The sequence below is a fragment of the Cyanobium sp. CH-040 genome (genome assembly GCF_024346135.1).
In the GTDB taxonomy this organism is placed as follows: domain Bacteria; phylum Cyanobacteriota; class Cyanobacteriia; order PCC-6307; family Cyanobiaceae; genus NIES-981.
The window spans coordinates 16,008-33,872 of record NZ_JAGQCJ010000013.1 but is presented as its reverse complement, the minus strand read 5'-3'; the positions used below and the strand labels follow the sequence as shown (position 1 = coordinate 33,872).

The 17,865-nt window shown below is 67.7% G+C and carries 31 protein-coding genes; 1 reads left to right on the top strand and 30 read right to left on the bottom strand.

Annotated features, from left to right (window positions below; genetic code table 11):
* Positions 1-74: 74 nt before the first annotated feature.
* Positions 75-620: an HNH endonuclease gene (locus tag KBY90_RS11785; RefSeq protein ID WP_254968845.1), complete on the top strand. Its 546-nt coding sequence runs from the start codon at positions 75-77 to the stop codon at positions 618-620.
* A gap of 43 nt (positions 621-663) precedes the next feature.
* On the opposite strand, the gene prfA is transcribed toward KBY90_RS11785, so the two are convergent.
* The 30 genes from prfA to rplC all read right to left on the bottom strand — a co-directional run bounded on the left by prfA (position 664) and on the right by rplC (position 17,630).
* Positions 664-1,770, bottom strand: coding sequence for a peptide chain release factor 1 (prfA, locus tag KBY90_RS11780; protein WP_254968844.1), 1,107 nt, complete (start codon positions 1,768-1,770; stop codon positions 664-666).
* Between the two features lie 141 nt (positions 1,771-1,911).
* Entirely contained in the window at positions 1,912-2,169 is a 258-nt protein-coding gene (rpmE, locus tag KBY90_RS11775; RefSeq protein WP_254968843.1) for a 50S ribosomal protein L31, read from the bottom strand.
* Positions 2,170-2,171: 2 nt separating this feature from the next.
* The gene (gene rpsI / locus KBY90_RS11770; protein WP_254968842.1) at positions 2,172-2,573 is read right to left on the bottom strand and encodes a 30S ribosomal protein S9; all 402 of its coding nucleotides are present in this window, start codon (positions 2,571-2,573) and stop codon (positions 2,172-2,174) included.
* On the bottom strand, positions 2,570-3,022 hold the full coding sequence (gene rplM, locus KBY90_RS11765) for a 50S ribosomal protein L13 (protein WP_254968841.1): 453 nt from the start codon (positions 3,020-3,022) through the stop codon (positions 2,570-2,572). Before rplM ends, rpsI begins: the two co-directional genes overlap by 4 nt.
* 314 nt (positions 3,023-3,336) lie before the next feature.
* Positions 3,337-4,206: a tRNA pseudouridine(38-40) synthase TruA gene (gene truA / locus KBY90_RS11760; RefSeq protein ID WP_396122581.1), complete on the bottom strand. Its 870-nt coding sequence runs from the start codon at positions 4,204-4,206 to the stop codon at positions 3,337-3,339.
* 9 nt (positions 4,207-4,215) lie between these two features.
* Entirely contained in the window at positions 4,216-4,566 is a 351-nt protein-coding gene (rplQ, locus tag KBY90_RS11755; RefSeq protein ID WP_254968839.1) for a 50S ribosomal protein L17, read from the bottom strand.
* A gap of 35 nt (positions 4,567-4,601) precedes the next feature.
* Positions 4,602-5,540: a DNA-directed RNA polymerase subunit alpha gene (locus tag KBY90_RS11750; protein WP_254968838.1), complete on the bottom strand. Its 939-nt coding sequence runs from the start codon at positions 5,538-5,540 to the stop codon at positions 4,602-4,604.
* 53 nt (positions 5,541-5,593) lie between these two features.
* Entirely contained in the window at positions 5,594-5,986 is a 393-nt protein-coding gene (gene rpsK / locus KBY90_RS11745) for a 30S ribosomal protein S11 (protein ID WP_254968837.1), read from the bottom strand.
* 156 nt (positions 5,987-6,142) lie between these two features.
* Complete coding sequence (gene rpsM / locus KBY90_RS11740) at positions 6,143-6,508, bottom strand: 30S ribosomal protein S13 (protein ID WP_254968836.1); 366 nt, start codon at positions 6,506-6,508, stop codon at positions 6,143-6,145.
* A 79-nt stretch (positions 6,509-6,587) separates the two neighbouring features.
* A complete protein-coding gene (gene rpmJ / locus KBY90_RS11735) occupies positions 6,588-6,701 on the bottom strand; it encodes a 50S ribosomal protein L36 (protein WP_006173336.1) in 114 nt (37 codons plus the stop codon).
* A 73-nt stretch (positions 6,702-6,774) separates the two neighbouring features.
* Positions 6,775-7,329 (bottom strand): adenylate kinase, encoded by a 555-nt coding sequence (locus KBY90_RS11730; RefSeq protein ID WP_254968835.1) that lies wholly within the window; start codon positions 7,327-7,329, stop codon positions 6,775-6,777.
* A 65-nt stretch (positions 7,330-7,394) separates the two neighbouring features.
* Positions 7,395-8,714, bottom strand: a complete 1,320-nt coding sequence (gene secY / locus KBY90_RS11725) for a preprotein translocase subunit SecY (RefSeq protein ID WP_254968834.1) — start codon at positions 8,712-8,714, stop codon at positions 7,395-7,397.
* A 147-nt stretch (positions 8,715-8,861) separates the two neighbouring features.
* Positions 8,862-9,311, bottom strand: coding sequence for a 50S ribosomal protein L15 (rplO, locus tag KBY90_RS11720; RefSeq protein WP_254968833.1), 450 nt, complete (start codon positions 9,309-9,311; stop codon positions 8,862-8,864).
* Positions 9,312-9,320: 9 nt separating this feature from the next.
* Positions 9,321-9,965, bottom strand: a complete 645-nt coding sequence (gene rpsE / locus KBY90_RS11715) for a 30S ribosomal protein S5 (protein ID WP_254968832.1) — start codon at positions 9,963-9,965, stop codon at positions 9,321-9,323.
* Positions 9,966-9,979: 14 nt separating this feature from the next.
* Positions 9,980-10,345, bottom strand: coding sequence for a 50S ribosomal protein L18 (rplR, locus tag KBY90_RS11710; protein ID WP_254968831.1), 366 nt, complete (start codon positions 10,343-10,345; stop codon positions 9,980-9,982).
* Between the two features lie 32 nt (positions 10,346-10,377).
* Positions 10,378-10,917: a 50S ribosomal protein L6 gene (rplF, locus tag KBY90_RS11705; RefSeq protein WP_254968830.1), complete on the bottom strand. Its 540-nt coding sequence runs from the start codon at positions 10,915-10,917 to the stop codon at positions 10,378-10,380.
* Positions 10,918-10,933: 16 nt separating this feature from the next.
* The gene (rpsH, locus tag KBY90_RS11700) at positions 10,934-11,335 is read right to left on the bottom strand and encodes a 30S ribosomal protein S8 (protein ID WP_254968829.1); all 402 of its coding nucleotides are present in this window, start codon (positions 11,333-11,335) and stop codon (positions 10,934-10,936) included.
* A gap of 19 nt (positions 11,336-11,354) precedes the next feature.
* Complete coding sequence (gene rplE, locus KBY90_RS11695) at positions 11,355-11,894, bottom strand: 50S ribosomal protein L5 (protein WP_254968828.1); 540 nt, start codon at positions 11,892-11,894, stop codon at positions 11,355-11,357.
* 124 nt (positions 11,895-12,018) lie between these two features.
* On the bottom strand, positions 12,019-12,375 hold the full coding sequence (gene rplX / locus KBY90_RS11690; protein ID WP_254968827.1) for a 50S ribosomal protein L24: 357 nt from the start codon (positions 12,373-12,375) through the stop codon (positions 12,019-12,021).
* Between the two features lies 1 nt (position 12,376).
* The gene (rplN, locus tag KBY90_RS11685; protein WP_254968826.1) at positions 12,377-12,742 is read right to left on the bottom strand and encodes a 50S ribosomal protein L14; all 366 of its coding nucleotides are present in this window, start codon (positions 12,740-12,742) and stop codon (positions 12,377-12,379) included.
* A gap of 13 nt (positions 12,743-12,755) precedes the next feature.
* Positions 12,756-13,007 carry a 30S ribosomal protein S17 gene (gene rpsQ, locus KBY90_RS11680; RefSeq protein WP_254968825.1) on the bottom strand — a complete coding sequence of 84 codons (252 nt, stop codon included), beginning with the start codon at positions 13,005-13,007 and terminating at the stop codon, positions 12,756-12,758.
* A gap of 16 nt (positions 13,008-13,023) precedes the next feature.
* Entirely contained in the window at positions 13,024-13,260 is a 237-nt protein-coding gene (gene rpmC, locus KBY90_RS11675) for a 50S ribosomal protein L29 (RefSeq protein ID WP_254968824.1), read from the bottom strand.
* 2 nt (positions 13,261-13,262) lie between these two features.
* Positions 13,263-13,724, bottom strand: a complete 462-nt coding sequence (gene rplP, locus KBY90_RS11670) for a 50S ribosomal protein L16 (RefSeq protein ID WP_254968823.1) — start codon at positions 13,722-13,724, stop codon at positions 13,263-13,265.
* Positions 13,725-13,740: 16 nt separating this feature from the next.
* On the bottom strand, positions 13,741-14,469 hold the full coding sequence (gene rpsC / locus KBY90_RS11665; RefSeq protein WP_254968822.1) for a 30S ribosomal protein S3: 729 nt from the start codon (positions 14,467-14,469) through the stop codon (positions 13,741-13,743).
* A gap of 18 nt (positions 14,470-14,487) precedes the next feature.
* Positions 14,488-14,847 carry a 50S ribosomal protein L22 gene (gene rplV / locus KBY90_RS11660; RefSeq protein ID WP_254968821.1) on the bottom strand — a complete coding sequence of 120 codons (360 nt, stop codon included), beginning with the start codon at positions 14,845-14,847 and terminating at the stop codon, positions 14,488-14,490.
* Between the two features lie 3 nt (positions 14,848-14,850).
* Positions 14,851-15,126 (bottom strand): 30S ribosomal protein S19, encoded by a 276-nt coding sequence (gene rpsS, locus KBY90_RS11655; RefSeq protein ID WP_254968820.1) that lies wholly within the window; start codon positions 15,124-15,126, stop codon positions 14,851-14,853.
* 35 nt (positions 15,127-15,161) lie between these two features.
* Entirely contained in the window at positions 15,162-16,025 is an 864-nt protein-coding gene (rplB, locus tag KBY90_RS11650; protein WP_254968819.1) for a 50S ribosomal protein L2, read from the bottom strand.
* A 15-nt stretch (positions 16,026-16,040) separates the two neighbouring features.
* The gene (locus KBY90_RS11645) at positions 16,041-16,343 is read right to left on the bottom strand and encodes a 50S ribosomal protein L23 (protein ID WP_213203278.1); all 303 of its coding nucleotides are present in this window, start codon (positions 16,341-16,343) and stop codon (positions 16,041-16,043) included.
* The gene (gene rplD, locus KBY90_RS11640) at positions 16,336-16,971 is read right to left on the bottom strand and encodes a 50S ribosomal protein L4 (protein WP_254968818.1); all 636 of its coding nucleotides are present in this window, start codon (positions 16,969-16,971) and stop codon (positions 16,336-16,338) included. Before rplD ends, KBY90_RS11645 begins: the two co-directional genes overlap by 8 nt.
* Positions 16,972-16,982: 11 nt before the next feature.
* Positions 16,983-17,630 (bottom strand): 50S ribosomal protein L3, encoded by a 648-nt coding sequence (gene rplC / locus KBY90_RS11635; RefSeq protein ID WP_254968817.1) that lies wholly within the window; start codon positions 17,628-17,630, stop codon positions 16,983-16,985.
* Positions 17,631-17,865: the final 235 nt, after the last annotated feature.

The window sequence follows — 17,865 nt, the reverse complement described above, 5'->3', positions numbered from 1 at the left end:
GGCATGCCCGGTCGTGGACGACACCGACCCAAGGGATCAGCCTCGTTAGCATTCTGACGATCCCGGTTGTGGCGATGGGGCACGTTCTCGTCCTCAATGCCTCCTATGAACCCCTCAACATCACCAGTTGGCGGCGGGCCATGGTGATGCTGCTCAAGGGCAAGGCCGAGGGTCTCGAGCATGATCCCGGCCGGGTGATCCGCGACGATCTGCTGCTGCCCACCGTCATCCGGCTGCGCCAGTTCGTGCGGGTGCCCTACAAGCCCCTGCCGCTCACCCGCCGCAATCTGTTCCAGCGGGATGGTCATCGCTGCCAGTACTGCGGTTACAACGGTGAGCGGCTCTCGATCGACCACATCCTGCCCCGCAGCCGGGGCGGCAGCGACAGCTGGGAGAACGTCACCACCGCCTGCCTGCCCTGCAACGTGCGCAAGGGGAACCGCACCCCACGCGAGGCCGGGATGCGCCTGGCGCGGGAGCCCCACCGTCCCCTCAGCGGTCCCGGTTTCGAGGCCACCCGCCTGGTGCGCGCCGGGGTGCACCGGGAATGGGCCAAGTACGTGATCGGACTGGAGGTGGTGCCCACCGACGATCCGGCCGCCGGCCCCCTGGCGGCCTAGCGCACCCGGCACGTCAGCCGGTCTGCCGCGCTGCCGGTAGACCTCAGCCGTCGGCACCGCTGGCCCCGGCGGCCAGTTCCTCCAGCCGCCTGCTCTGGTCGGCCGCGACGCAGGCACCGATCAGGTCCGTGAGCTGGCCGTTGAGCACGGGCTCGAGGGTGAAGTTGCGGCCCAGCCGGTGGTCGGTCACCCGGTTGTCCTTGTAGTTGTAGGTGCGGATCTTCTCGCTGCGGTCGCCGCTGCCCACCTGGGCCAGGCGGGCGGAGCGCTCCCGGGCCTGGGCCGCCGCCAGCTCGCGCTCGTAGAGCTTGGCCCGCAGGATCTCCATGGCACGCTCACGGTTCTGCAGCTGGGAGCGCTCCTGGGTGCAGAACACGCGGATGCCGGTGGGCTTGTGCAGCAGATCCACCGCCGTCTCCACCTTGTTCACGTTCTGGCCGCCGGCGCCGCCGGAGCGGGCCGTGCTGATGTCCAGATCGCCCGGATCGATCTGCACCTCCACCGGATCGGCCTCCGGCATCACCGCCACCGTGGCGGTGGAGGTGTGCACCCGGCCCTGGGACTCGGTGGCCGGGACCCGCTGCACCCGGTGGACGCCCGCCTCGAATTTCAGCTGGCTGTAAACGCCGTCGCCGCGGATGGCAAGGATCAGTTCCTTGTAGCCCCCGAGTTCGGCCTCCGAGGCACTCACCGGCTCCACCCGCCAGCCCACGCTCTGGGCGTGGCGTTCGTACATGCGGGCCAGATCCCCGGCCCAGATGGCCGCCTCATCGCCGCCGGCACCGGCGCGGATCTCCAGCATCACGCTGCGCTCATCGCGGGGATCGCGGGGCAGCAGGGCCAGGGTGAGGCGCTGGCGCAGTCCGCCGATCTCCTGCTCCAGCCGGACCAGCTCCTCACTGGCGAGGGCTGCCATGGCCTCGTCGTCCTGATGGTCGCGGAGCAGGGCGCGGGCCTGATGCTGCTCCTGCTCCAGGCGCTGGAGCTGCTGCTGATCCAGCACCAGGGGCTCCAGCCGGGCCCGTTCGCGGGCGATCCTCTGGAGCTGCGCGGGGTCGGCGGCCACGTCGGGATCGGCGAGCTGCCGTTCCAGGGTGTGGAAGGTGCGCCGGGCCGTTTCCAGGCGCTCGTGCAGCAGGGAGGTGTCCATCACGGAAGTGAGCGCCGGCCATACCGCCGGGAGATGCTGGATGCTCAGCGGCCGCCATGACGAAGGCCGGATGCCAACGGACATCCGGCCACGTGTGATGCCGCCCCGTGCGGGTCAGCCGTCAGGCAGGGGTGCAGGTCTTCAGGCGCCGGTCTCGGCGCTCTCCTTGTCCTGCTTGCCGGTGGTGCTGGCACCACCCATGCCGTACTTGCGCATGAACCGATCCACCCGGCCCTCGGTGTCGAGGATCTTCTGGGTGCCGGTGTAGAAGGGGTGGTTGCCGCTCCACACATCAACGTGGATCTCGGGCTGGGTGGAGCCGGTGGTCATCACCACTTCTCCATTGCAGACCACCTTGGCTTCGGGGTACCAGGTGGGGTGGATGTCGGCCTTGGGCATGATCAGCGCTTCGAGAACTGGGGGGCTTTGCGGGCTTTCTTGAGGCCGTACTTGCGCCGCTCCTTGGCGCGGGGGTCGCGGCTCAGGTGGCCTTCGGTCTTCAGGGGCCTGCGGTTCTCGGGTGAGAGCTCGCACAGGGCGCGGGCGGCGCCCTGTTTGATGGCATCGGCCTGGCCGGTGAGACCGCCGCCGCGCACGTTCACCAGCAGGTCGTACTCACCCTCCAGACCCAGGGTCTGCAGGGGAGCCTTGACGGCAGCCAGGTAGACGGGGTTGTAATTGAGGTAGTTGTCGCCCGGGCGGCCGTTGATGGTCACCGAGCCACTGCCGGGGATCACACGGACGCGGGCCACGGCGGTCTTGCGACGGCCGGTACCCCAGTAGACGACTTTGGCGGAGCTCATTGGGCTGCAGTGGCGGGGTCGAGGGCGAGAACCTGGGGATTCTGGGCGGCGTGCGGATGCTCGCTGCCCTTGTAGACCTTCAGCTTGCGGAACAGCTGCCGGCCGAGAGCGTTGTGGGGAAGCATGCCCTTGATGGCCTTCTCCACGATGCGCTCTGGGATCCGAGCCTGAAGGTGGGCGAAGGTCTCGGTCTTCATGCCACCGGGCCGGCCGGAGTGGCGCCTGTACAGCTTCTGGGTGGGCTTGTTGCCGCTCACCCGGATCTTGTCGGCGTTGATCACGACCACGAAGTCACCCGTGTCGAGGTGGGGGGTGTAGCTGGGCTTGTTCTTGCCCCGCAGCACGGAGGCCACTTCGCTGGCCAGGCGGCCGAGGGTCTGATCCGCAGCGTCCACCAGGTACCACTGGCGGTCGATCGAATCGGTGGATGGCAGAGGAGTCTTGTTCATAGCGCCTGGTCGGGCACCGGCAGGCCGTAGGGGGCAGGGCTGGCGGTTGAAGGGGCTGACGTGACGGCTGCAGTCGGCTGGCATGGCAGCCGCAGCGTCCGTGACGGTCAGTCCGTCGCTCAACCTACCGCTCGGCCGGTTGAAGGGCCTGCGGCTCGGCGGATCGGCGTAGGCCAGCTTCTCAACACCACCGGAGACTGCTCAACTCCTCGCTGATCCGGGTTGCCCTGTTGCGGGAACTCCGGAGCGGACGGGGGAGCGGCTGAGCTTGTGGAGGGGCCAGTCACGGCGGCAGGGCTTGCGTCCCTGCTGCCTCAATCCGGCGCCTGATCCGGTGGATCGGAGAGACCCAGCTGATACCGCGGTTGACAATCGTACCAGGCGGCAGGAGGGAACACCTGCTGCGCGTAGCCGACGCGAAGCAGGCAGAGGCCCTGGGGCGGGGCCGCTTCCTTCACGGCCGCCCGTTCCCGCCGGCGCCAGCGCCGCTCGAACTCCGTGGCACTCAACCGCCCTTCCCCCACGGCCACCAGCTGCCCCATCACCAGCCGCACCATCCCGTACAGGAAGCCGCTGGCCTGAAGTTCCACACTGATCAGATCCCCCTGCCGCTCCACAGCCACCTCCTGCAGGCAGGTGCGGCTGTGGCTCCGGCGGCTGCCGGCCAGCTGGAAGGCGGCGAAGTCGTGCTCGCCGAGCATCATCTCGAGCATCGTGCGCATCGGCTCCACGGCGATCGGCAGCCTGTAGCGATGCCAGCTCCACGGCTGGAGGAAGAGATTGGGTCTGCGGCCGTTGTAGATGGTGTAGCGGTACCGGCGGTAGCAGGCCGAGAAGCAGGCGTGCCAGCCGGCAGGCACCTCACTGGCGGCGCGCACCCGGATCGTGGACGGCAGTCGTCCGTTCAGGGCCTTGGGCCAGCGCGCTGCCGGGATCGGCCCGGCGCAGTCGAAGTGGGCCACCTGGGCTGCGGCGTGCACGCCGGTGTCGGTGCGGCCGGCTGCGAGGCAGTGGCCAGGACCGTCGGGGTCGAGGTCACGCAGAGCAGCCTCCAGCGTGGCCTGCACGCTGGAGGCATTGCGCTGGCGTTGCCAGCCATGAAAGGCGCTGCCGTCGTACTGGAAGCAGAGGGCGATCCGCCGCAAGGGCAGGGGCAGCTGAGCCACCGCTCTCGGTCGTGCCAGGCCCTGGTCTCAGACCAGCTCGATGATGGCCATTTCGGCGTTGTCGCCCCGGCGTGGCACCGTGCGGATGATCCGGGTGTAACCACCGCTGCGGTCGCCGTAGCGCTCCTGGGCCTTGTCGAACAGGGCGTGCACGAGCTGCTTGTCGTAGATGTAGCCGATCGCCCGGCGGCGGGCGGCAAGACTGCCGTCCTTGGCCAGGGTGATCATGCGTTCGGCTTCGTCACGCAGGGCCTTGGCGCGGGCCTTGGTGGTGGTCACACGACCTTCGCGGATCAGCTGGGTGGTGAGTCCACGCAGCATGGCCTTGCGTTGGTCGGCGGGGCGTCCCAGCTGGGGGACTCGGCATTGGTGTCGCATGGTGCTTGGGTCCGGGGATGGTCGAAGGCCGCCGATCAGGCGCTGGTGCGGCTCTGGGGCAGGGTGATGCCGATGCGCTCGAGCGCTTCGATCACCTCGTCGGCTGACTTGGAGCCGAAGTTCTTGATCTCCAGCAGATCTTCGTAGCTGAAGCCCATCAGATCGCTCACGGAGTTCACCTGGGCCCGCTTCAGACAGTTGTAGGCGCGCACCGAGAGGTTCAGTTCCTCCAGGGGGATCTGGGCTTCTGCGGAAGGCTCCGGTTCCTGGCCAGGCTCCTCGACCGCCGTCAGGCTGGCCAGGGGCTGGAACAGGGCGATCAGCTGATTGGCAGCCTGGGCCATGGCGTCATCGGGCGTCACGCTGCCGTCGGTCTCGATCTCGAGCCGCAACCGCTCCCGGGCCGAACCACCTTCGCCCACGGCGGTCTCATCCACCGAGTAGTTGACCCGCTTGACGGGCTTGAACACCGCATCGATCTGCAGCAGATCGATGGCGCTGGTGTCCTCGGTGTGCCGGTCCACGGGGCGGTAGCCGACGCCACGCTCCACGTGCACCTCCATCTCCAGGCTGTGGCCATCGGCCACGGTGGCGATCAGCCGGGAGGGATCGATCACCTGGACCTGGGAGGAGAACTGGAGATCAGCGGCGGTCACGGTGGCCGGGCCGGTGACCACCAGCCGGCCGATCTCCAGGTCCCGGCTGCGGCTGTTGACCGCCACCTGCTTGCAGTTGAGCAGGATGTCGAGCACGTCCTCGCGGACGCCGGGCACGGTGGCGTATTCGTGATTGACGCCGGCGATGCGCACGGCGGTGATGGCGCTGCCTTCGAGGCCGCCGATCAGCACGCGGCGCAGGGCGTTGCCGAGGGTGGTCGCCTGGCCGCGATCCAGGGGACCGATCAGGAACACCCCGGTCTGGGACCGGTCTTCGGCGACCTGGTGCTCGACCCGGTCAATTTGGTAGTGCAGCACGGTCTGAAGGCTCGGAAGGTTGACGGGTTGTCCGCTCTGGGGACGCGGCAGGCTCAGACGCGACGGCGCTTGGGACGACGGCAGCCGTTGTGCGGCAGTGGCGTCACGTCGCGGATGAGGGTGATTTCCAGGCCGGCCACCTGCAGGGCGCGAATGGCCGTCTCACGGCCGGAGCCGGGACCGCGCACGAGCACTTCGATCTGGCGCATGCCCTGATCCAGGGCGCGGCGGGCAGCGGCTTCGGCGGCGGTCTGCGCCGCGAACGGGGTGCCTTTGCGTGCCCCCTTGAAGCCGCTCGCTCCTGCGGAACTCCAGGCGATCACCTCTCCGGCGGTGTCGGTGATCGAGACGATCGTGTTGTTGAAGGTGCTCTGGATGTGGGCAACACCGTTGGGAACGTTGCGCTTGGCCTTCTTGGGGCCGGACTTCTGGGGAGGCTTGGCCATGGGGATGGGCCTGCGGATGCAGGGAAGGTGATCGGAAACGGAGGCTGGGGCCCTGGTGACGGGTCGGCGCGGTGGCGACCGGCGCGGTGAAGCGGAGCCGGAGACCCGGCAGGACCCTGGGGTGTGCGGACGCCCCTGGTGAGAAGCGGACGGCCCTTACTTCTTCTTGCCCGCCACGGTCTTGCGGGCGCCCCGGCGGGTGCGGGCGTTGGTGCGGGTGCGTTGACCGCGCACGGGCAGCCCGAGGCGGTGACGGCGGCCGCGCAGGCAGCCGATGTCCTGGAGGCGCTTGAGGGCCATGCCCTCCTGGCGCCTGAGGTCGCCTTCCAGGGTGTAGGCCTCGGCCGCGCCGCGCAGTTTCTGCACGTCGGCGTCATCGAGGTCCTTCACCCGGGTGTCCGGGTTCACCCCGGTTTTGGCAAGGATCTTCTGAGCACGGGTAAGACCGATGCCATACACATAGGTGAGGGCGATCTCGATCCGCTTGTCGCGGGGAATATCGACGCCGGCAATCCGAGCCACGGGAAAACGAGTGAGGGGCAGGGGGTGCCCACCCATGGGTGGGTGGGGTAGGCCGCCCGCAGGCGGCCGGCGCAGGAGTTCAGCCCTGGCGCTGCTTGTGCTTGGGGTTGGTGCAGATCACCATCACCCGGCCGTGCCGCCGAATCACGCGGCACTTGTCGCACATTTTCTTGACTGAGGCGCGCACCTTCATGGGCGGTGGGCTCTCCGAATTTGCAAACCGCCACCCTATCACAGCCGTCAACCGTGGTTCAGGCGGCGGGGGCCTACTCCAGCAGTGCGGCGATCCGGCCCGCGACGGTCTCCATCGTGCCGTCGGCTTCCACGGCCTCCAGCAGTCCTCGCTCCCGGTAGTAGCTGATCAGGGGGGCGGTCTGCTCGCGGTACACCTCCAGGCGATGGCGGATGACGGCCTCGTTGTCGTCGGCCCGTCCCCGGCTCAGCAGCCTCTGGAGCAGCACGCCATCGTCGAGCTCCATCAGCACCACCAGCTCGATCGGCTGGCCCAGATCGTCAAGCAGCTCCGCCAGAGCTTCTGCCTGTGCCAGGTTGCGGGGAAAGCCGTCGAGCAGCCAGCCGCCGCCCTGGGGCTGGCCTTCCAGCCGGCTGCGCACGATCGCCAGCACCAGGGCATCGCTCACCAGCTCTCCCCGGGCCATCACCGCTTCGGCCTGCTTGCCCAGCTCCGAGCCGGCGGCCACTTCCGCGCGCAGCAGGTCGCCTGTGGAGAGGTGCAGCAGGCCGCGGCCCGCTGCCAGCATCTGGGCCTGGGTGCCCTTGCCCGCGCCGGGGGGGCCGAGAAACAGGAGGCGTCGCTTCATCGCTTCGGGGATCGGGTGGTGGAACGGAGGGGCGGCTGCGCAGGGTTGTGGTCCCCTGGCGGGGCTCACTGGCGCACCATGCCCTCGTAGCGCTGGGAGATCACGTAGGTCTGCACCTGCTTGGCGGTGTCGATGGCCACCCCTACCAGGATCAGCAGCGAGGTGGCGCCGAGGCCCTGGAAGGTGCGCACCTGGGTGGCCCCCTCCACGGCGGAGGGGATGATCGCCACGGCCCCCAGGAACAGGCCGCCCAGCAGGGTGAGCCGATTCTGCACCGCGCTCAGATAGCTGGCGGTGGCCGACCCGGGGCGCACCCCGGGAATGGCCACGCCGCCGCGCTTGAGGTTGGTTGCGATGTCCACCGGGTTGACCGTGAGGGAGGCGTAGAAGAAGGCGAACCCGCAGATCAGGGCAAAGAACAGCAGGGCATACAGCCAGGGGGTGCTGCTGTTGGGGTTGAGGTAGCCGGCCACCTGGATCAGCCAGGGTGCGCCGGTGAGGTTGGCGATGGTGAGCGGGAGGAACACCACGGCCGAGGCGAAGATGATCGGCATCACCCCGCCGGCGTTGAGCTTGAGGGGGAGGTAGCTCTGGCGGGCGGCCAGCACGCCGGCCCCGCCCACCTGACGCTTGGCGCTGACGATCGGAATCCGGCGGTTGCCTTCCTGCACGAAGATGATGCCGACGATCGTGACCAGAAAGACCAGCACCAGCACCACGATGCCGCCCACGGTGCTGCGATCCCCGCTCTGGGCCAGCTCGATGGTGGAGCCAAGGGCCCGGGGCAGGGTGGCGACGATATTCACGAAGATCACCAGGGAGGCGCCCTGACCGATGCCCCGTTCGGTGATCACTTCGCTGATCCACATCACCACCATCGAGCCCGTCACCAGGGCCAGCGCGGTCTGGATCACGAACACCGGCTCCGACAGCCCCTGGGTGGCGTACTGCCGCAGGATCAGGGCGAAGACAATGCTCTGCAGGATGCCCCAGCCGAGCGCCACGTAGCGCGTGATCTGGGCGATCTTGCGCCGGCCGGCCTCCCCTTCGTTCTTCTGCAGGTCCTCCAGCTGGGGCAGGGCTGCGGTGAGCAGCTGGATGATGATCGAGGCGTTGATGAACGGCAGGATCCCCAGCGCGAACACCCCCAGCGTCGACAGGCCGCCACCGGTGAAGATGTCGAGGAAGCCGATCAGCTGGCCGCCCCGGGCCAGGAAGTCCTGGAACGCCACCCGGTCGATTCCGGGCACCGGGATGTAGATGCCCAGCCGCACGACCAGCAGCAGACCGAGGGTGGTGAGCACACGGTCGCGCAGGCCTTTGGACTGAATCAGCTGGCTGAGGATTTCGCCGGCGCTGGGATTGCGTCCCCGACTGACGAGCATGGTGGCTGGGGCGGTAGGGAGGAGGGGCACGGCGCCGCTGGGATGGGCGCTGGGAATGCCGGCCAGCCGGAGGTGGCCAGCAAAAAGCCGCCCGCCGGTGACATGGCGGACGGCTCAGACCCTAGGGCGGAGGGCCTCCGGAACTGTTCAGATCACCTCGCAGGTGCCGCCTGCGGCTTCGATCTTGGCCCGGGCGCTGGCCGTGAAGGCGGCGGCCTGCACCGTGAGCTTCACGTTGAGCTCGCCGTTGCCGAGCACCTTGAGAGGGTGCTTGGGGCTGGTGACGATGCCGTCCTTCACCAGGGAGTCCAGGTTGACGGTGCTGCCCGCTTTGCAGTCGGCCAGCCGGGCCACGTTGAGCACCGTGAACCGGCTGGGGTTCACCAGTTCGAAATGCTTGAGCTTGGGAATCCGGCGGTACAGGGGCATCTGACCGCCCTCGAACCCGGGACGGGTGGGACGGCCGGAACGGGACTTCTGACCGCGCATGCCGAAGCCGCAGCTCGCGCCCTGACCTGCTGCGATGCCGCGGCCCTTGCGCAGCTTGCGGCGGCGGGCGCCTTTCTGGGGCTTGAGGGACTGGAGGGTGATGGTCATGGCGAGGCTTCAGGAGTAGATCTGCTCAAGGGAGATGCCCCGCTCCTTGGCGGTCTCCTTGTGGGTACGCAGGGCGGCCAGGGCGTCCATGGCCGCACGGGCGTTGTTGAGAGGGGTCTTGGAGCCGAGGCGCTTGGCCAGCACGTTCTTGATGCCGGCGAGCTCCAGCACCGTGCGGATCGAACCGCCGGCGATCACCCCGGTACCGGGGGCTGCCGGACGGATCAGCACGCTGGCGGCCCCGTCGCGGCCGTTGCTGAGGGTGGGGATCGAGCTGTGGCGGGTGAGGGGCACCTTCACCAGGTGCTTCTTCCCGTCGGCCACACCCTTGCGCACGGCGCCGATGACATCGCCGGCCTTGCCGACGCCCACGCCCACCTGGCCCTTCTCATTGCCGACGACGACGATGGCCCGGAAGCTCATCTTCTTGCCGCCTTTGACGGTCTTGGAGACGCGGCGGATCTGCACCACCCGTTCCTGCCACTCGGAGTCGCGCTCCTGGCCGCGGCGGCCTTCCCGGCCGCGGCCGCCCCGGCGGTCACCGCCCCGTCCCTCGCCGCGGCCGCGGCGCTCCTGCTGACCCTCGGCTGCCGGGGGGACATCGGCGGCCCCGGGGATGGTGGTGGACTGAAGCTGATCGTTGGTTTCGGTCATGGTGAGAGCAGGGATCAGAACTGAAGGCCCGCTTCCCGGGCGGCATCAGCCAGGGCCTTGACCCGGCCGTGGTACAGGTTGCCGCCGCGATCGAAGACCACCTGGGAGATGCCCTTGGCGAGGGCGCGCTGGGCGACCAGCTGGCCCACCGCCACTGAAGCATCGCAGCTGGCGGAGGACTTGAGACCGGTGCGCAGCTCCTTGTCGACGGTCGACGCCGAGCAGAGGGTGCTCTGGACGCTGTCGTCGATCACCTGGGCGTAGATGTGGTTGTTGGAGCGGAAGACCGCCAGGCGCGGCCGCTCGGAGGTGCCGCTGAGGTGGCGGCGCAACCGGCGGTGACGCTTCTGGGTCTGCTGTTTGCGGGAGAGGGAAGACATGGGAATACAGGCTAGATGCGCTCAGACAGACCTCATTTTTTGCCGGTCTTTCCGGCTTTGCGCAGAATGCGCTCGCCCTCGTATTTGATGCCCTTGCCCTTGTAGGGCTCGGGCGGGCGGATGGCGCGCACCTTCGCGGCCTCGTTGCCCACCAGCTCCTTGCTGGCGCCGGAGACCAGCACCGTGGTGTTGTTCTCCACGGCGAAGGTGATGCCGTCGGGCGGCACAAGTTCCACCGGGTGGCTGTAGCCGGCGCTGACCACCAGCTTCTTGCCCTGCACCGCAGCGCGGTAGCCGACGCCGGTGATCTCCAGCTTGCGGGTGTAGCCCTGACTGACGCCCTCGACCATGTTCGCCACCAGGGTGCGGCAGAGGCCGTGACGCTCCCGGGAACGGCGGTTGTCCTGGGCCGGGGCCACCACGAGGGTGTTGCCCTCCTGGCTGATGGTCACCCCCTCGGGCAGGGTGCGGCTGAGTTCCCCTTTGGGACCTTTGACGGTGACGTCCAGGCCGTTGAGGCTGACGTTCACCTTGTCGGGCACGGGGATGGGGGCTTTACCGATACGTGACATGGCTGAATCTCCCTGATCAGTAGACGTAGCAGAGCACTTCACCGCCAACGCCCTGCTTGCGGGCATCACGGTCGCTCATCACACCCTTGGAGGTGGAGATGATCGCCACTCCAAGGCCGCCGAGCACCTTCGGCAGCTGGCGGTTGTTCTTGTAGATGCGCAGGCCGGGCTTGCTCACGCGCTGCACCGAGCGGATCGTGGGCTGGCGGTGCTTGCCGCTGTATTTGAGCTCCAGCACCAGCTGCCTGCGCACGCCGTCACCTTCCTCGCTGATGCCGGCGATGAATCCTTCCTGCTGCAGCACATCAGCGATGCTGCGCAGCAGTCGGGAGGCAGGGATGCTGGTGGTCTCGTGACGCTTCTCACTCGCATTGCGGATGCGGGTGAGCATGTCGGAAATGGGATCGTGATTGGCCATGGTCGGGTCCGAAGAGGGCTCAGTTGCTGCGGAACGGCATTCCCATCTCGCGGAGGAGGGCCCGGCCCTCTTCGTCGTTACGGGCGGTGGTGACGATCGTCACATCCATGCCACGGATGGCATCGATCTTGTCGAAGGAGATTTCGGGGAAAATGATCTGCTCACGGATCCCCAGGGTGTAATTTCCCCGTCCGTCGAAACTCTTCGGGCTGACACCGCGAAAGTCGCGAATGCGGGGAAGAGCCAGGTGAATCAGACGTTCCAGAAAGGCGTACATGCGCTCGCCGCGCAGGGTGACGGCCACGCCGATCGGCATGCCCTGGCGGATCTTGAAGCCGGCGATCGCCTTCTTGGCTCGTGTGACCACAACCTTCTGTCCGGTGATGGTGGCGAGTTCCGCGATCGAGGCCTCCAGGGCCTTGGCATTCTGGGCCGCTTCACCAAGCCCCCGGTTCACGGTGACCTTCACCACCTTGGGAACTTCGTGAATGTTGGAGAGATCCAGATCCTTGAGAAGTTTGGGCTGGATCGTCTCCCGGTAGCGCTGTTTCAGGGACATGGGGGGAAAGGGGGTTGCGCTTCTGGTCTGGGTCAGAAGGCTGGACGGGGCTGAGAGCTGGAGTGGTTGGTGTAGAGGATGGGCTGCTGAGGGGCGCCGAGTTCTGAAGAGGATCCCGAATGGATCAATCCAGGAATTCCCCGGTTTTCTTGAGACGACGCTTCTTGGTGCCGTCCTTGTCGGTCACGACCTCCACCCTGCTCGCCACCTTCTGGCTGTTGGAGTAGAGCATCACGTTGGAGGCATGCAGGGATGCCTCTTCGGTGACGATGCGACCGGTCTCGCCCTCCTGGGTGGGCTTCACGTGGCGGGTGCGGAGGTTGATTCCCGCCACCACGACGCGATTCTCGTAGGGCAGAGTGCGCAGCACCTCGCCGGTCTTGCCTTTGTCCTTGCCGGCGATCACCTGGACGGTGTCGCCCTTCTTGATGCGCATCTTGGTGCGCACGGGGGCCTTGGCCCTGGGGGTTGCGGTAGCCATGTCAGATCACCTCCGGGGCGAGGGACACGATCTTGGTGAAGTTGCGCTCGCGCAGCTCCCGCGCCACGGGGCCGAAGACACGGGTGCCCTTGGGGTTGTTCTCGTTGCCGAGGATCACGGCGGCGTTGTCATCGAAGCGGATCGCGTTGCCGGTTTCGCGCCGCAGGGTGGCCTTGGTGCGGACCACCACGGCCTTGACCACATCCGACTTCTTCACGCCCATGTTGGGCATCGCGTCCTTGACGGCGGCCACGATCACGTCACCGACGTGGGCATAGCGACGGTTGGTGCCCAGCACCCGGATGCACTGGATGCGCTTGGCGCCGCTGTTGTCAGCGACGTTGAGGAAGGTTTCCTGTTGAATCATCGGTCGGTCCTCCTCAGTTGGCGGCGGAGGTGTTGAGCACCTCGGCCACGGTCCAGCGCTTGGTGCGGCTGAGTGGGCGGGTTTCGGTGATGCGCACCTGGTCGCCCACCTTGCAGTTGTTGGTTTCGTCGTGCGCCTTGTAGCGCTTGGTGCGGCTCACCGTCTTCTTGTAGATGGGGTGGGGAAAGCGGTTTTCCACCGCCACCACCACCGTTTTGTCCATCTTGTCGCTGACGACGATGCCGACCCGTTCCTTGGTAGCCATGGGATTTGCGGGGGAATCAGGAGGCGGATGAGCTGGGCTCGGCAGCCGGGCTGCCGGAGCTTTGACGCTCGTTCTGCACCGTCAGCAGGTGGGCCAGCTTGATGCGGGCTTCCTTGAAGCGGTGGGTGCCTTCCAGACGGCGGGTCGCCTGCTGGAAGCGCAGCTCGAACAGCTCACGCCGGGTGGCGTTGATCTGGTCGCTGAGCTCGCCATCGGCGAGCTTGCGGGTGTCGGCAATCGAGGGACGAGCCATGGTCAGGACTCCACGGTGGCGACCGCCTCGGCGGCCAGGTCGGCTTCCTGATCCGCCAGGGTCAGGAACTTGGTCTTCACGGGCAGCTTGTACTGCGCCAGGCGCATGGCTTCCTTGGCGATCTCGGGGGTGATGTCGGCACCCCCCATCTCGAAGAGGATGCGGCCCGGCTTGATCACGGCCACCCAGAATTCCGGGTTGCCCTTACCGGAGCCCATGCGGGTTTCGGCAGGCCGCATGGTCACCGGCTTGTCCGGGAAGATGCGGATCCAGATCTTGCCTCCCCGCTTGACGTAGCGGGTCATGGCCCGGCGGCTGGCCTCGATCTGGCGCGAGGTGATCCAGCCGCACTCCTGGGCCTGGAGGGCGTATTGCCCGAAGGCGATGGTGTTGCCGCGGGTGGCGATGCCGCGCATGCGGCCGCGCTGTTGCTTGCGGAATTTGACGCGTCGTGGACTCAGCATGGTTCAGGCCTCCTGATCACTCCTGGTTGGAGCGGTCTTCGAACTGTTGGGGCTGCCGGCTGGCCCGGCGGCGCGGGGCGGCACCCATGGGCGCCTGATCTGCCTGGCCGGGCAGCACCTCACCCTTGAACACCCACACCTTGATGCCCAGCACGCCGTAGGTGGTGCTGGCCACCCGGGTGGCGTAATCGATGTCCGCGCGCAGGGTGTGCAGAGGCACGCGGCCTTCCCGGGTCCACTCCGTGCGGGCGATCTCGGCGCCGTTGAGGCGGCCGCTCACCTGGATCTTGAGGCCGAGCACACCGGCGCGCTGCGCCCGTTGAACCGCCATGCGGATGACACGGCGGAAGGCCACCCTCTTCTCCAGCTGCTGGGCGATGTATTCGGCCAGCAGGTAGGCGTCGGCGTCGACCCGCTCCACCTCAACCACGTTGATGCGCACCTGGCGATGGGCATCCCCCACGGTGTTCTGGATGCCGGCACGCAGTTCCTCGATGCCGCTGCCCTGGCGACCCACCAGCACACCGGGCCGGGCGGTCTTGAGTTCCACCTCGAGCTGGTCGGCCTTGCGGGCGATCAGCACGTCGGAGATGCCGGCCGATCCGTACTTCTTGTGGATGAACTTGCGGATGCGGTCATCCTCCTGGAGGAGGGTGGGATAGGTCTTGCTGGGGGCGTACCAGCGCGAGCGGTGGTCCTGGGTGATCCCCAGGCGCAGGCCGGTTGGATGGATCTTGTGTCCCATCGGGCGGTGTCCTCGGGGTCAGGTGGAAGGAGCCACAGCGATGCTGATGTGGCAGGTCTGTTTCTTGATCGCGTAGGCGCGACCCTGGGCACGGGGCCGGAAGCGCTTCATCGACGGGCCCATGTCGGCACTGGCCTGGCTGATCACCAGGGTGGCCGGATCCAGGCCGAGGTTGTGCTCGGCATTGGCCACGGCGCTGCGCAGCACCTTGGTGATCGGTCCGGTCGACCTGTAGGGCATGAACTCGAGCAGGATCAGCGCATCGCGGTAGCTGCGGCCGCGGATCTGGTCGAGAACCCGGCGCACCTTGGAGGCCGAGCCGCGGATGTAGCGGCCATGGGCCTGGGCCTGGGCCTGGGCTGGGGTGGTGTTAGCCATGAATCAGCGGCCTCCTTTCTTGTCCTTGATGTGGCCCTTGAAGGTGCGGGTCGGGGCGAATTCCCCGAGCTTGTGGCCCACCATCTGCTCGGTGACATACACCGGCACATGCGACTTGCCGTTGTGTACGGCGATCGTGTGACCGATCATCATCGGCAGGATGGTGGAGGCCCGTGACCAGGTCTTGATCACGGACTTGTCGTCGGCTGCGTTCTGCTTTTCAACCTTGCGCAGCAGGCTGTCGGCAACGAACGGACCTTTCTTGAGTGAGCGTCCCATGGCAGTTCAGGCGGTGAGCAAAGCGGTGTGGGTCATCAGGAATCGCGTCCGCCACGGCTCCGCTTGGAGGTGCGGCGACGTTTCCGGAGCACAAACCGGTTGCTGGGCTTGTTCCGCTTGCGGGTCTTGAGGCCGAGCGCCGGCTTGCCCCAGGGGGTGACCGGGCCGGAGCGGCCGATCGGTGCGCGGCCCTCACCACCACCGTGGGGGTGGTCACAGGGGTTCATCACCGAACCGCGCACCTCGGGGCGGCGGCCCAGCCAGCGCTTGCGGCCGGCCTTGCCGAGGCTGGTGTTGCGCACCTCGGCGTTGCCCACCTCGCCGAGGGTGGCGTAGCACTCGCGGCGTACCAGACGCACCTCCGTGGATGGCAGCTTGAGGGCCACGTAGTCGCCTTCCTTGGCCATCACCTGGGCGCTGGCACCAGCCGTGCGCACCATCTGGCCGCCGCGGCCGGCGTAGAGCTCCACATTGTGGACGCTGGAGCCGAGGGGGATGGCCGAGAGCGGCAGGGCGTTGCCGTTCTCGATCGGGGCTTCGGGGCCCGACACCAGCTCCTGGCCGATCTGCACCCCGGCGGGAGCCAGGATGTAGCGCTTCTCGCCATCGGCGTAGAAGAGCAGGGCCAGACGGGCGTTGCGGTGGGGGTCGTAGTGGATGGCCGCCACCTTGGCGACCACGCCGTGCTTGTCGCGGCGGAAATCGACGACGCGGTAGAGACGCTTGTGGCCGCCGCCGCGGTGGCGGCAGGTGATCACACCGCGGTTGTTGCGGCCCTTGCGGCGGTGCTTGGCCACCACCAGTCCCTTGATGCGGTCCCTTCCGGTGACCTCAGCAAAGTTGCTGGCCACGCGGGTGCGGGTGCCGGGGGTGGTGGGGCGGTAATTGCGGATTGCCATGGAATTTCAGACCCCTCAGGACTCAGGGAACAGCTGGATGGCGTTGCCCTCCGCCAGTCGCACCACGGCCTTCTTCACCTGGGCGCGCTTGCCTGCGAAGCGGCCCACCCGCCGGGTGCGCCGTGGCGGGTTCATGGTGCTGACCCCCACCACCTTGACGTCGAAGAGCTCCTCGACGGCCGCCTTGATGTCGGGCTTGGCGGCGCGGTGATCCACCTCGAAGGTGTACTGGTTCAGCTCGAGGGCACGGGTGGCCTTCTCGGTGATCAGCGGCCGGCGGATCACATCCGCGAGCCGTCCTGCAAAACGCTCAGCCATCGCCGTAGACCTCCTGAATCTTCGCGAGTGCCGCCTCGCCCACCAGCAGGTGATCGGCGTGGAGCAGATCGAACACGTTGAGCTGATCGGCGGCGATCAGCTTCACCTTGGCGAGGTTGCGCACCGAGAGGCGCACCACCTCGCTGGGGTTGTCGAGCACCACCAGCACCTTGGCGCCGTCGGCGATGCCGAGGCGGGCCAGGGCAGCCGTGATCTCCCGGGTCTTCGGGGCCTCCAGGGAGGTTCCGAAATCCTTCACCACGGTGATGGCGTCGATGCGACTCATCAGCGCGGTGCGCAGGGCCAGGCGACGCTCCTTGCGGTTCATCGCCAGGTTGTAACTGCGGGGCTTGGGCCCGAAGATCACGCCGCCGCCGGGGCGCAGGGGGGTGCGGATCGAACCCTGACGGGCCCGGCCGGTGCCTTTCTGCTTGTAGGGCTTGCGGCCGCCGCCGGCCACCTCGGCGCGGGTGAGGGTGCTGGCCGTGCCCTGGCGGGCATGGGCCAGCTGCCGCACCACGGCGCGATGCACGAGGTCGGCGGCGGAGCTTTCCTTGGCGACCTTCAGGTCAAGGCTGGCCTTGCCGGCCTCCTTGCCCTGCCAGTCGCGAACAACACAATCAGCCATCGTTTCGCTCCTCAGTTGCCGCTCTTGGCGCCCACCCGGTTGGCCGGGCGGATGTTGAGCAGGGCGCCGGGCTTGCCGGGCACCGAGCCCTTCACCACCAGCAGGTTGCGCTCCGCATCCACCTTCAGGATGGTGAGACCGCGGGTGGTGGTCTGCTTGCCGCCGTAGCGGCCGGCCATGCGCTTGCCGGGGTAGATGCGGCCGGGGGTGGTGCCGGCGCCGGTGGAGCCGGGCAGACGGTGGTTCTTGGAGCCGTGGCTCATCGGGCCGCGGCTGAAGCCATGGCGCTTCTGGTAGCCGGCGAAGCCCCGGCCCATCGTGTCGCCGCTCACATCCACCTTCTGGCCAGCCTCGAAGTCGCCGACGGTGACCGCGGAGCCCAGCTCCAGGCCATCGACGCTCTCGACGCGGTACTCCTTGAAGTGGCGCAGCAGCTCTTCACCCGACTTGGCCAGGTGGCCGCGGGCCGGCTTGTTGACGAGCTTCTCGCGGACGTCGCCGAAGCCGAGCTGAACGGCGTTGTAGCCGTCGGTGGCGGTCGATTTGAGCTGGGTGATGCGGCAGGGGCCCGCCTCGATCAGGGTGACCGGGACGGCCCTGCCTTCATCGTCGAAGAACTGGGACATCCCCAGCTTCTTCCCGAGAATTCCGATGGACATGGGAGGGAGGTAGACGCCAGCTGGACATCCGGTGAAACCTCCGGACCGGCGAGGCCGGGACCCGGGTGGAACCGGTGGGGCTGCAGCAGTCGTGACGGTCGGGCTCGGCCTTGGCGGCCGCACGGGACTGGGAACAGGCCCGGTGCGAAATCCAGGGGGCTAGCAAGACGGATCAGGACCCGTTCAGCGGCGGCTGGGACTTGCCTGGACCGGACCGGTGGACCGGCGCGTTCAG